Source organism: Mycobacterium shunyiense (assembly GCF_058270075.1).
Genome location: NZ_JBZDPU010000014.1, coordinates 558,491 through 571,341, shown reverse-complemented (window position 1 = coordinate 571,341; position 12,851 = coordinate 558,491). Strand labels below are relative to the sequence as shown.

Below are 12,851 nucleotides of genomic sequence, written 5' to 3'. Positions count from 1 at the left end.
TCAGCCGTTGGTGACGATGGATTGATCTCCGGGCCGCACGCCACGGTAGATGCCGCGGCGCACGATCCACGGCTGGAGTACCCGCTCGATCGACCAGGACGGAAATCGGAAGGCAAATCCGTTGGGAGCGAACACCTCCAACCCATCCGGCTGCACTCCGAGCACCGAGCCCCACCGGCTGGACGGCGGACGGTAGCTGCGCGTCGTGCCGCCCGTGAAGTAGGCGGTCACGTTTCGGGCCAGCAGTCCGTCGGCCCGGTTTCGGGCCGAGGAGCGCAGCGGGTCGGTGGCCGCGACATCGCCGACAGCGAATACGCCATCGTGTCCCGGCACCCGCAGTTCCGGTGTCACCCGAACGAACCCGCGCTCGTCGAGGACGTCCGCCGGCAGCCAGTCCGTGTTCGGCCGGACCCGGCCGATGGTCCACAGCACCGCATCGGCCTGCACCGAAGGTTGTCCCGTGCTCCAGTGGACGGGTTCGGAGGTGATGGCCGCGCAGTCGAAGCCTTCCGGTACCACGGCGCGATGCCCCGGGTGCAGGGTCACGCCCGCCGCAGCCAGCCTGTCTTCGACCCGCTTCCGGGCCCGCCAATGGTGCTGCGGCAGAGGATGCTCGCCGGGGTAGTACAGCCCCACCTGGTTACCCGGCCACCGGACGGCGATGTTGGCCGCACTGCTGGCCGCCGCCGCGCCACCACCGATGACAGCAACCGAACGTGCCGAACCCAATCGCTCGTGTGCAGTCCTCAGCCCGGCATCGACATCGCCTGCCGACTGCAGAACCGCCTGCCGCCAGAAGCCGTTCGTCACACCGGTCGAGATGACCAGCGCGTCATAGGGTTCCACCTGCTCGTTCCCGCCGGCATCCTGCACGCTGACCGTGCGTGCCGAAAAGTCGACGCCTGCCAGCGTGCCGTGCACCGTGCGGACCCGGTCGAGTTCGCGGAACCGGTCGAAGCCGATCCAGTAGTTGCGTGCCCAGTCTTCGGGCCGGGCCAACCGGGTGCCCAGCTCCTGACCGCTGACCAGGCCAGGGTTGACCGAGATGCCGACGACGTCGAAACGACGCGCCAAGCGGATCGCGGTGAGCACGCCGGTGTCGCCGAGTCCCGCAATCACCACGCGCTTTCGGTCCACGACCGTGGACGCTACCGCCCGCCTGCAGGCCGGCAGACCCCTTTCCCTATCGTGGCTGGATGAGCAGCGTCGCTGATGCGGACCGGGTCGCCGACCTCGCCCGCCGGGTCGTGGCCGACCACGACCCCAAGAAAGTCCCCATCCCCGAGTACCTGGCCGCCTGTTACGACGCGGGCCTGTCCTGGGTGCACTTCCCCGAGGGCGTCGGTGGTCTCGGGGTGTCACGTGGTCTGCAGGCCGTGGCCGACCGCATCCTGCAGGGCGCCGGCGGGCCCATCCCGCTGAGCTTGAACCCGATGGGCTACGGCATGGCCGCACCCACGGTGCGCGAGCACGCACAGTCCGATGAGCTCAAGAAATCCTGGCTGCGGCCGCTGGCCAGCACCGAACACATCTGGTGCCAGCTGTTCTCCGAGCCAGGCGCCGGATCAGATCTGGCCGGGCTGGCCACGTCGGCGGTGCCCGATGGCGACGAATGGGTGCTGAACGGGCAGAAGGTGTGGACCAGTCTGGCGCACCGCGCCCGCTGGGGTCTGCTGCTGGCCCGTACGAATCCCGATGTGCCCAAACACAAGGGCCTGACGTACTTCGTGCTGGACATGCACGGCCCGGGCGTCGAGACCAGACCACTGCGACAGATGACCGGCCAGGCCGAGTTCAACGAGGTGTACATCACCGACGCCCGCATCCCCGATGCGCACCGGCTCGGCGCAGTGGGCAACGGCTGGAACGTCGCGATGACCACCCTGATGAACGAGCGCAGCGCGCTCGGTGGCAGCGGCAATCGACGCGGAGCCGGGACCATCTCGGATGCCGTGGCGCTGTGGGCATCACGCCCGGACCTGCGGACTCCGGTGCTGCGGGACCGGCTGAGCCAACTCTGGCTGCGTTCGGAGGCCCAACGGCTGACCGCCGAGCGGTCCCGGGCGGCCGCCACCGTCGGCGGACCGGGACCCGAAGGCTCGATCGGCAAGCTCGTCGGCGCCGAGCTCAACCAGCACATCTACCAGTGGTGCATGGATCTGCTTGGGCCCGAGGGGATCCTGTATCACGGCTACGGGACGGGTGATCGCGACGACGAGCAGGACGGCAAGGACTGGCGTGGGCCCCTCCAGCAGCGCTTCCTACGCAGCAAGGCCAACACCATCGAAGGCGGCACCTCAGAGGTGATGCGCAACATTCTCGGCGAACGGATCCTCGGGCTGCCCGGTGATCTGCGCGCCGATGCCGGTATGCCGTGGAAGGAGATCCCGCGTGGTTGAGAAGCTTGCGGATCAACCCGACGAGCAAGCTGAGAAGCTTGCGGATCAGTCCGAGTTCAGGTTCACCGACGAGCAGGCTCAACTGCGCACCGCGGTCCGAAAGTTCTGTACCGAGAACTTCTCCGAGCCGACGGTGCGGACACTCATGGAATCCGAGCCACGGTTCGATCCGAAAGTGTGGGGCCGGTTGGGCGCTGAGCTCGGCGTGCTCGGCCTGGCGGTTCCCGAGGCCGACGGCGGAGCCGGCGGGACGCTCGTCGACCAGGCCATCGCGGTCGAGGAACTCGGGGCGGCACTGGCCTGCGGACCGGTGTTCGGCACCGTGTTGCTGGCCGTCCCCGCTCTCGTCGCAGCCCCGGCCGGCCCGGTGCGCGACGAACTCATCGGCGCACTCACCGAAGGCACGCGGACCGCGGCGTTCGCGGTGTCGGATCGGGCCGGCGTGTTCGATCCCACCGCGGTGAATATGACTGTCGCCGAAGACGGGACGTTGACCGGCACGGTCGAGCGCGTGGTCGACGGCGACGCCGCGGACACCTTGTTGGTGGCGGCCGCCGGATCCGGCGGCGTCGGCCTGTACGTGGTCGACGCGTCAGACGCGGGAGTGCAACGCACCCCGCTGACCACGCTCGACCTCACGCGGCCGCAGGCCACCATCGTCTTGACCGCGGCGCCCGCCCAACTGGTGGCCGGTCCCGACGAGGCCGACCGCGTCATCACCCACGCATTCCAGGTGGCAGCGACACTCCTGGCCGCCGAACAGATCGGAGCCGCACAGCATCTGCTGGATCTGTCCGTGGAGTACGCGAAATCGAGGCTTCAGTTCGGCAGGCAGATCGGGTCCTTCCAGGCCGTCAAGCACCGGTTGGCGGATGACCTGGTCGACCTCGAGCACGCCCGGTCAGCGACCTATCACGCGGCGTGGGCGCTGACCGACGGCACCGACGACCCGGCGCTGGCAGCCAGCATTGCGCAGGCCACCGCGTCGGCGGCATTTGCCAAGATCGCGGCGGACACCATCCAGGTGCACGGCGGGATCGGGTTCACCTGGGAGCACCAGGCGCACCTGTACTTCAAGCGGGCCACCACCGATGCCGCCCTGTTGGGCAGTGCCGAAGCCCATCGGTCACGCGTGGCCGACCTCGTGCTCGACGATGCCCGGGCCGATCGCGTCCCGTGGGTGGCGACAGGCACACAGTGATCGGTTGAAAAGACGCGGCGGACCTTCTGCGACCGTAAGATTCCGCTGATGGACAGCCCCGTCGAGCACCGCACGCTGGCGGTCGACGGGGTGCGGTCGCCGGTGCTCGTCGCCGGCGCGGCGGGACCGGACGCCGGCGAGGCAGTGGTGTTCGTGCACGGCAACAACGCCGGGGCCAGATGGGACCGTTTGCTGATGCCGGTCGCCGGTATCGCTCGGGTGATCGCCCCGGAGATGCCCGGATTCGGTGCGGCCGACAAGCCGGCACAGTGGCCGTACACCGTGGCGGCCTACGCCGCACATCTGGGCGCGCTTCTGGACCAACTCGGTGTCGAGCGCGCCCACCTGGTCGCCCACGATTTCGGCGGCCCCTGGGCACTCGCCTGGGCGGTCGACCATCTCGATTCCGTCGCCAGCATCACGCTGATCAACACCCCCGTGGTGATCAACCACTTCGCCGCCAAGCTGTGGCGGACACCCGTACTGGCCGAGGCATTGTCGCGGATCGGCAACCCGGCAGTGCTGCGTCGTGTGCTCGCCATGCGCGATCCGGGGCTGCCGGCCGATGCGCTGGAGTCGATCGCCGAGCACATGTTCGCCCGTGGCACACCCGATGCGGTGCTGAAGCTGTACCGATCCACCGGCCCGAATGCCCTTGCCCCGTATGCCGATCGGCTCACCGAGTTCACCGGCGATGTCCTCGTGGTGTGGGGCGCCGATGACCACTACGTGCCGTACGCGCAGACGGACGAGTACCGCCGGATCTTCCGGAGCTGTGAGGTACAGCCGGTGCCAGGCACAGGCCACTGGCCATGGCTCGAGCAACCAGACACGGTGGCCGGACACGTCACCGAGTTCCTGCGCAGGCAGCTCGGGAGGACTCGGTGAAACTACGCCGTGTCCGCACCGCCACCGGCCTGAGGGTGCAATCCCTTGATTCCCAGGGTGATTGGTCTGAGCACTCAGACCGCACAGCCCTTGGTGGTCCGGTTTTCGACGAGGCCTGGCTGACAGCAGCAGCCGACCGCCAGCTGCAACACAGCGACCACCTCCTGCCGTTCCAGCCGGTGTCATTTCGCGACTTCATGTTGTACGAACAGCACAACATCGACGCGGCCCGCGGGCTGATCCGGCGCTTTCACCCCGGCCTCTACCGGGTGACGTCGCTGTACGAACGCGTCACCGGTCGTCCGGTGCCGCAGTTCAGGCCGAAGCCGCTGTTCTATGAGCAGCCGATCTACTACATGTCCAACGCACAGACCTTCGTGCCGACCGGCACCCCGGTTCCGGTCCCGGACTATTCACAGGCGCTCGACTTCGAGTTGGAGATCGGATTCGTGTTGGCCGCACCGTTGTTCAACGCGACACCCGATGAGGCCGCCGAAGCGATCGGAGCGTTCGTCGTACTCAACGATTTCAGCGCCCGCGATGTGCAGCGACCCGAGATGCTCAGCGGCTTCGGGCCGCAGAAGTCCAAGCATTTCGCCAGCTCGATGTCGGACACCGCGGTCACCGCCGACGAGATCCTGCCGCGCATCGAAACCCTCACCGGTTCGGTGGCACTCAACGGGTCGGTGGTCAGCACCGTGAGCAGCGCCGGCATGCAGCACACTTTGGGCGAGGTGCTGGCGCATGCGTCACGCAGCGAACCGCTCTATCCGGGTGAGCTTTTCGGCACCGGGACGCTGCCCGGGGGAAGCGGCATGGAGACCGGGCACTGGCTGCGCAGCGGGGACACCCTCACCCTGATCCTGGACGACATCGGGCAGATCGAGCACACCATCCTCTGATTCTCGCCGAAACCGCATTCCAGCACAGAAAGTGCGAGAGAGGGCCTGCCGGAATGCCGTTTCGGCGGAGGGGCTGTCAGCGGGTGACGCCGTCGATGGCCTTGTAGATGCGCTGCTCGCTGACCGGGCGCGGCGTACCCAGCTGCTGGGCCCACAGGCTCACCCGCAACTCCTCGATCTGCCATGCGATGTCACGGATGTCGGCCGCTGCGGCCCGGCCTGGCGAAAGCGCCTGAACCAGTTCGTCATAGGCATCCTCGACCGCGTGCACACGCGACATCCGGTCTCGGTCGGCGCCGAGCGCCTGGGGCAACCGCTCGAGCCGGCGGGCGATCGCGGTGACATATCGGGCCAGGTCGTTCAGCCGCGCTATCCCGGTCTCGGTGACAAAACCCTTGGGCAACAGGCGTTCCAGTTGAGACCGGATGTCGGCTACCGCATCGGCCTGGGCAGCTGACGGCTTGTCGGGCAGCGCGACCTGCACCTCGTGCGCCGCGGCCAGCACCTTCTCCACCCGGTTCACCCCAGCTTGGGTGGTGGGGCCGAGTTCCTTGCCTGCCCGGGTCAGAACCCCGGCGAACTCCGTCTTCGTCCACACCGGCTTGGGCACCAGCACGTCAGCGGCCGCGTCGGCGCAATCATCGAGCAACGCGGCCAGCGAACCGTCGGGATTGGCGTTGAGCGCCAGCCGGGTGCGGGTGCTCAGGCCGCGTTCGATCGCCTTCACCGGTGAGGGTGTGGTCAGCCGCAGTAGACGCCGCAGGCCCGGCCGCATGGCCGCGGCCTGGTCGGCCGGGTTGGCGAACACCTTGATATCGACGGCTTTTCCGGCGTCGACGAAGGCCGGATAGCCCCTGACTGTGTGACCGCCGCTGACGTTCTCCACTGTGCGTGGCAGCTCGTCGAGATCCTCGGGCCATGCCCGCAGCCCGGTGCGTTCCAGGTCGCCGCCCAGCGCGTCGGCCACAGCCTGTGCGACGGGCACCGCGAGCTGCTCACGCAGCGCGTCGATATCCTTGCCGCGGGCCACCTCTTTGCCGTCGACTGATTCCACGGCGAAGGTCATCCGTAGATGGTCCGGTATCTTGCTCAGGTCGAATGCATCGATGGACACCAGAATGCCGCTGCGCCTGCGCAGTTCGCGCTGCACCTCGTCCAGCAGGGACCCGGCGGACGGATCGATGTCACCCAGGATGGCCCGCGCGGTGTCGGGCGCCGGGACGAAGTTGCGGCGCAGGTCCTTGGGCAGCGATTTGATCAGTGCGGTAACCAGTTCCTCCCGCAGGGCCGGTACCTGCCAGGCGAAACCGTCACCACCGAGCCGCGCCAAGACCCCCACCGGCACATGCACAGTGACGCCGTCGTCGGCCGCCCCGGGCTCGAATCGGTACGTCAGCGGCAGTTCGAGATCGCCGGCCTGCCAGGTATCGGGATTGTCCGCGCCGTCCTCGGACCGCAGCAGATCGTCACGGGTGAAGGTGAGCAGGTCGGGTGTCTTGTGGCGCTGCTTCTTCCACCACGCGTCGAAGTGACGCGCCGATACGATATCGGCCGGGATCCGGGCGTCGTAGAGCGCGTAGATGTCGTCGTCGCCGACCAGCAGGTCACGCCGACGGGCGCGTTCCTCGATCTCCTCGAGTTCGGCCCGCAGCCGCGCGTTGTCGCGGAAGAAGTGGTGGCGGGTCTGCCAATCCCCCTCGACCAAGGCGTGCCGGATGAACAACTCACGGCACAGCTCCGGATCGATCTGGGTGTAGCCGATCTTGCGGCGCGGGACCAACGGTAGCCCATACAGCGTGACCCGCTCGAAAGCCACGACCGCACCACGTTTGGCTTCCCAGTGCGGCTCGCTGTAGTTGCGCTGCACCAGATGTCCGGCGACGCGCTCGATCGCCTCGGGCTCGACCTTGGCGGCGATGCGGCCGAACAGCCGGCTAGTCTCCACCAGGTCGGCCACCACGATACAGCGCGGCGGCTTCTTCGTCAGCACCGAGCCGGGAGCGAGCACGAACCTGGAGTTGCGGGCACCTTGATAATCGCGGGACTCACCCTCGCGCAAGCCGACGTGGGACAGCAGGCCCGCGGTCAGTGCGGCGTGAATGCTGGCCGGCTCGGCGACCTCATCACTCTCGCGGATCCCGATGTCGCGGGCGATGCTGCGCAGCTGTCCGGTCAAGTCCTGCCACTCTCGGATTCGCAGGTAGTGCAGGAATTCGTCGCGGCACATCCTCCGGAACGCATTGCCGGAGAGCTGGTTTCGCTGCTCTCGTAGGTAGTTCCAGAGGTTGAGATACGAGATGAAATCCGAGTGCTCGTCGGCGAACCGGGCGTGCTTCTGACGCGCCGCCTCTTCCTTGTCGCTCGGACGTTCCCGGGGATCGGGAATCGACAGCGCCGCGGCCAGCACCAGTACCTGACGCACGCAGCCCTCGGTGTCGGCCTGCAGGATCATCCGGCCGACCCGCGGATCGAGTGGCAGCCGGGCCAGGCGCCGACCGACGTCGGTCAGCGCACCCGCGGTGTCGAAGGCGCCGAGTTCCTGCAGCAGTTGCACACCGTCGCGGATGCTGCGGGCGTCTGGCGGATCGAGGAAGGGGAACTCCGCGATGTCGCCCAGTTGCAGAGCGGCCATCTGCAGGATGACCGCGGCCAGGTTGGTCCGCAGGATCTCCGGATCGGTGTAGCGCGGCCGAGATTCGAAGTCCTCCTCCGAGTACAGCCGGATACATATGCCCGGAGCGGTGCGCCCGGACCGCCCCGCCCGCTGGGCTGCCGACGCCTGCGAGATCGGCTCGATGGGCAGGCGCTGCACCTTGGTGCGGCGGCTGTAGCGGGAGATCCGCGCGGTGCCGGGGTCGACGACGTAACGGATGCCCGGCACGGTGAGCGATGTCTCGGCCACGTTGGTGGCCAACACGATTCGCCGCCCGCTGTGGCTGGGTTGGAACACCTTCTGCTGATCGGCGGTGGGGAGCCGCGCGTAGAGCGGCAGCACCTCGGTGTTCCTCAGGTCCTTCAAGGCTTCTGCGGTGTCGCGGATCTCGCGTTCGCCGGACAGGAAGACCAGGACGTCTCCCGGGGGCTCGGACTCGAGCTCGCGAACCGCGTCGACGATGGCCTCGGTCGGATCCCGTGGTTCAGTGCGCACGATCTCGTGGTCGGGATCGTCGGGGTCGTCGTCGTCCGAGACCGGTACGGGGACTTCCAGTGGCCGGTACCGGATCTCGACGGGATAGGTCCGGCCCGACACCTCGACGATCGGGGCGTTCGAGAAGTGTGCCGCGAACCGCTCCGGCTCGATGGTGGCCGAGGTGACGATGACCTTCAGATCGGGACGGCGGGGCAACAGCTCGCGCAGGTAGCCCAGCAGGAAGTCGATGTTGAGGCTGCGCTCGTGGGCCTCGTCGAGAATGAGGGTGTCGTAGCGCAGCAGCCGGCGGTCTCTTTGAATCTCTGCGAGCAGAATGCCGTCGGTCATCAGTTTGATCAGGGTGGAATCGCTGGCCTGGTCGGTGAACCGCACGGTGTACCCGACGGCGTCGCCGAGCGGGGTGCCGAGTTCGTCGGCGATGCGTTGGGCGACGGTGCGGGCGGCCAGCCGGCGGGGCTGGGTGTGGCCGATGGTGCCGCGGATACCGCGACCCAGCTCCAGACAGATCTTGGGCAGCTGCGTGGTCTTGCCGGATCCCGTCGCGCCGGCAACCACCACCACCTGGTTCTCACTGATGGCCTTGGCGAGCTCGTCGCGGTGTTCACTGACCGGCAGATCCGGGTAGGTGATTGCCGGGACCGCGGCCTGGCGGGTGAGTACGAGGCCCTCGGCGGTGGCGATCTGTTCGGCGATCTTGGCCGTCTCGCCACCGCGCAGATTCCGCAAGCGGCGGCGCAGCCGGTCCGCGTCACGAATGGTCAGCCCGTCGAGGCGGGAGCGGAGCTCGGCGACTGACGGTTCGGACACTCGGTCAAGGATAGGGGCTTGACCCGGTGTGATGCAGATCACAGCAGATACTGAACTGGCAACCTCCGGTTCCGTAGCCGTAGGTTGCTGCAACCTACGCTTGCGTACCCCGTCAGGACTGGTCGACGCTGGCGGATCGTGGGTCACTACATCGCGAACGTCCGCGACATCGAATTCAATCTCTTCCAGGTTCTGGCCTTGGGGCCGGTCATCGACTCGGGCGCATTCGGCGACCTCGACACCGAGACCGCGCGCACCATGCTCGACGAGGTGGCGCGCTTTGCCGAAGGTGTTGTCGCAGAATCGTTCGTCGACGCCGACCGCAACCCTCCCGAGTTCGATCCGGCCACCCACGACATCACCGTGCCGGGACCACTCGCCAAGACCGTGCAGGCCGTCAAGGACGCCGAGTGGTGGCGCGTCGGGCTCGCCGAGAACGCCGGGGGCACAGCGGCGCCCGCATCGTTGGTGTGGGCGATCCAGGAAATGATCATGTCCGCCAACCCGTCGGCGATGTTCTTCTACGGTCTCGGCCCGGCGATGGCACACACGCTGGCCGAGGTCGGCACCGAAGAGCAGCAGCGCTGGGCGCGCATGAGCATGGACAAGGGCTGGGCCGGCACCATGGTGCTGACCGAGCCCGACGCGGGGTCTGATGTGGGCGCCGGGCGCACCAAGGCCATCGCACAGCCCGACGGCACCTGGCACATCGACGGGGTGAAGCGCTTCATCTCCGGTGGCGACGTCGGCGATACCGCCGAAAACGTCTTCCACCTGGTGCTGGCCCGCCCCGAGGGCGCCGGGCCCGGCACCAAGGGGCTGAGCCTGTTCTATGTCCCGAAGCTCCATTTCGACTCGGAGACCCTCGAACTCGGTGAGCGCAACGGCGTGTACGTCACCGGGCTCGAGCACAAGATGGGCATCAAATCTTCGCCGACGTGCGAGGTCACCTTCGGCGCGCACGGCACCCCGGCCGTCGGCTATCTCGTCGGCGACGTTCACAACGGCATCGCCCAGATGTTCCGGGTGATCGAGAACGCCCGGATGACCGTGGGAGTGAAGTCCGCGGGCACTCTGTCCACCGGCTACCTCAACGCGCTGGCGTACGCCAAGGACCGCATCCAGGGCTCCGACATGCTCAAGATGACCGACAAGACCGCACCGCGAGTCGCGATCATCGAGCACCCTGACGTGCGACGCAGCCTGCTCACCCAGAAGGCCTACGCGGAGGGCCTCCGGTCGGTGTACCTGTACACCGCCGCGCACCAGGATTCCGTGGTGGCGCAACATGTCTCGGGCGCGGACACCGAATTGGCCCATCGCGTCAACGATCTGCTGCTGCCGATCGTCAAGGGTGTCGGTTCGGAGAAGGCCTACGAGGTTCTCACCGAATCGCTGCAGACCCTCGGCGGATCCGGTTACCTGCAGGACTACCCGATCGAGCAGTACATCCGCGACGCCAAGATCGACTCGCTGTACGAGGGCACCACCGCCATTCAGGCGCTGGACTTCTTCTTCCGCAAGATCGTCCGCGACCAGGGCAGCGCGCTGGCCCACGTCGCGGCCCAGATCTCGGCAACTTTGGAAGCCGGGGGTGGGCTGGAGCCTGAAATCGCCCGGCTCGCCACCGCGCTGAACGACGTGCAGTCGATGGCCGCCACCCTCACCGGCTACCTCATGGCGGCACAGGAACAGCCCGAGCAGCTCTACAAGGTCGGCCTCGGTTCGGTGCGGTTTCTGCTGGCGGTGGGCGATCTGCTGATCGGCTGGCGGCTGCTGGTCGGCGCGCAGGTCGCTCAGGCGGCACTGGACACAACGAGCGATCGCGACCGGGCCTTCTACGAAGGCAAGATCGCGGTGGCGAAGTTCTTCGCGCACAACATGTTGCCGCTGCTGACCGCGGTGCGGGAGGTCGTGGAATCGGTCGACGGCGACGTCATGCACCTGGACAACGACGCATTCTGACGCGGGCCCGGGGAAGATGGTTCCCATGGCCGACTTCGTGATCCCACCTCCACCGCAGGCGTCGCTCCCGGTCAGTACCGGGGATGGCCGCTTTCCGGTGCGGCGGGTGTTCTGCGTCGGACGTAACTACGCCGCGCACGCGCGTGAGATGGGCAAGGATCCCGACCGGGAACCGCCATTCTTCTTCATGAAGCCGGCCGACGCCGTGATCGACGCGGCGGGCACCGTCCCGTATCCGTCGCTGACGTCGTCGTTTCACCACGAGATCGAGCTGGTGGTGGCGCTGGGCTCCGGTGGCCGCGAGGTGGCACCGGACGACGCGCTGGAGCTGGTCTGGGGCTACGGCGTCGGTGTCGATCTGACCCGGCGCGATCTGCAGGACGAGGCCAAGAAACTGAGCCGGCCCTGGGATTGGGCCAAGGGTTTCGACGCGTCCGCCCCCTGCACCCCGATCCATCCGGTCTCAGACGTCGGTCACCCGGACAGCGGCGAGATCTGGCTGCGGGTCAACGGTGAGCTGAAGCAGCACGGCGACCTCAGGGACCTGATCTGGTCGGTCCCCGAGGTCATCAGTGCGATCTCGGCGGCCGTGGGCCTGGCCCCCGGCGACCTGATCTACAGCGGGACCCCCGCCGGGGTCGGGCCGATGCAGCCCGGTGACGTCATCTCCGGTGGCGTCGGAGGAGTCGCGGAGTTCAGCTTCACGATCGGCCCAGCCGATCGGCGGCCCGCCTGACCCGCTGGCCGGCGGTGTCCACCTGGCGAGCGGTCATGGATCGCAGCGGGTGTACCGACAGGATCAGCGCGACCCGACCGTCGGCATCGAAGACGGGTGCGGCAATGGTGGCCACCGGCTGCGCCTTGCCTGCCATCCCACCGGACGGCACCAGACCGATCGTGGCGAATTCGGCGAGCAGTTGATCGGTGATGTCGCGAACATGGTCGGGCAGTCCGTCACTCGACAACGTGCCGACCAGTTGTGCCGCCCGGGTCAGATCCGGTGTCGTCCAGTCGATGTCGTAACCACGTTCCCGGGTCTGGGCGAGCACCTCCTCAAGGCGGCCGGCCAACTCCTCGCTGAGGCCAGGTGCCCGTCCGATCCAGCTGCGTTGCTCGTCTGAGCCGCCCCAGGCCGCAAACGCAACGCCGAACGGCGGTGCGTATCGGATCCGGTCACCCGGCGCCGAGGCCGGCTGCCGGCCGGCCCCCTCGAACGCGGTGATCACCAGCTCGTCATCGAGCCGTTCGACGACCGAGGCCGCACAGTCGAGTTCTTGCGAAAGTTTTTGGGCAGCAATGCGAGCCGCATGCGCCAGGGGTCGCGCCGCCTCCGTCCGGGCCGCCACCACGGCCAGGCCCGGTCCGAGAGCGAACGTCTTGTCAGCGGGATCGCGGATCAGCCAGCCGCGGTCGCACAAAGTCTTGAGGATGGCGTGCGCGGTGGCCTGAGTCAGGTCCAGCGCGCTGACCACATCGGAGAACCGCAACCGGGTATCGCCGGCACCCGCCAGCAACTCGATCACATCGAGCACCCGATT

At 67.7% G+C, this 12,851-nt stretch carries 9 protein-coding genes; 6 read left to right on the top strand and 3 right to left on the bottom strand.

Annotated elements, in window-relative coordinates:
- Positions 1 to 1,137: an FAD-dependent oxidoreductase gene (locus AC4ELH_RS13710; protein WP_064887479.1), complete on the bottom strand. Its 1,137-nt coding sequence runs from the start codon at positions 1,135 to 1,137 to the stop codon at positions 1 to 3.
- A gap of 59 nt (positions 1,138 to 1,196) precedes the next feature.
- Between AC4ELH_RS13710 and AC4ELH_RS13705 the strand changes: the two genes are divergently transcribed.
- The 4 genes from AC4ELH_RS13705 to AC4ELH_RS13690 are packed head-to-tail and all read left to right on the top strand — an operon-like array spanning position 1,197 to position 5,390.
- Complete coding sequence (locus AC4ELH_RS13705) at positions 1,197 to 2,399, top strand: acyl-CoA dehydrogenase family protein (protein WP_498884916.1); 1,203 nt, start codon at positions 1,197 to 1,199, stop codon at positions 2,397 to 2,399.
- A complete protein-coding gene (locus AC4ELH_RS13700) occupies positions 2,392 to 3,600 on the top strand; it encodes an acyl-CoA dehydrogenase family protein (protein ID WP_498884914.1) in 1,209 nt (402 codons plus the stop codon). The genes AC4ELH_RS13705 and AC4ELH_RS13700 overlap by 8 nt, the downstream gene beginning before the upstream one ends.
- Before the next feature lie 48 nt (positions 3,601 to 3,648).
- A complete protein-coding gene (locus AC4ELH_RS13695) occupies positions 3,649 to 4,488 on the top strand; it encodes an alpha/beta fold hydrolase (protein WP_448444633.1) in 840 nt (279 codons plus the stop codon).
- Positions 4,485 to 5,390, top strand: a complete 906-nt coding sequence (locus tag AC4ELH_RS13690) for a fumarylacetoacetate hydrolase family protein (RefSeq protein ID WP_498884912.1) — start codon at positions 4,485 to 4,487, stop codon at positions 5,388 to 5,390. Before AC4ELH_RS13695 ends, AC4ELH_RS13690 begins: the two co-directional genes overlap by 4 nt.
- 76 nt (positions 5,391 to 5,466) lie before the next feature.
- Here AC4ELH_RS13690 and hrpA read toward each other — a convergent pair whose 3' ends face one another.
- On the bottom strand, positions 5,467 to 9,348 hold the full coding sequence (hrpA, locus tag AC4ELH_RS13685; RefSeq protein ID WP_498884911.1) for an ATP-dependent RNA helicase HrpA: 3,882 nt from the start codon (positions 9,346 to 9,348) through the stop codon (positions 5,467 to 5,469).
- Positions 9,349 to 9,486: 138 nt separating this feature from the next.
- On the opposite strand from hrpA, the gene AC4ELH_RS13680 reads away from it, so the two are divergent.
- Together AC4ELH_RS13680 and AC4ELH_RS13675 are read left to right on the top strand one after the other, a co-directional pair.
- Complete coding sequence (locus tag AC4ELH_RS13680; protein WP_498884909.1) at positions 9,487 to 11,313, top strand: acyl-CoA dehydrogenase; 1,827 nt, start codon at positions 9,487 to 9,489, stop codon at positions 11,311 to 11,313.
- A 25-nt stretch (positions 11,314 to 11,338) separates the two neighbouring features.
- Positions 11,339 to 12,049 carry a fumarylacetoacetate hydrolase family protein gene (locus AC4ELH_RS13675; protein ID WP_498884908.1) on the top strand — a complete coding sequence of 237 codons (711 nt, stop codon included), beginning with the start codon at positions 11,339 to 11,341 and terminating at the stop codon, positions 12,047 to 12,049.
- Here AC4ELH_RS13675 and AC4ELH_RS13670 read toward each other — a convergent pair.
- Complete coding sequence (locus tag AC4ELH_RS13670) at positions 12,015 to 12,845, bottom strand: IclR family transcriptional regulator (RefSeq protein WP_498885048.1); 831 nt, start codon at positions 12,843 to 12,845, stop codon at positions 12,015 to 12,017. The two genes, AC4ELH_RS13675 and AC4ELH_RS13670, sit on opposite strands and share 35 nt — an antisense overlap.
- Between the last annotated feature and the right edge of the window lie 6 nt (positions 12,846 to 12,851).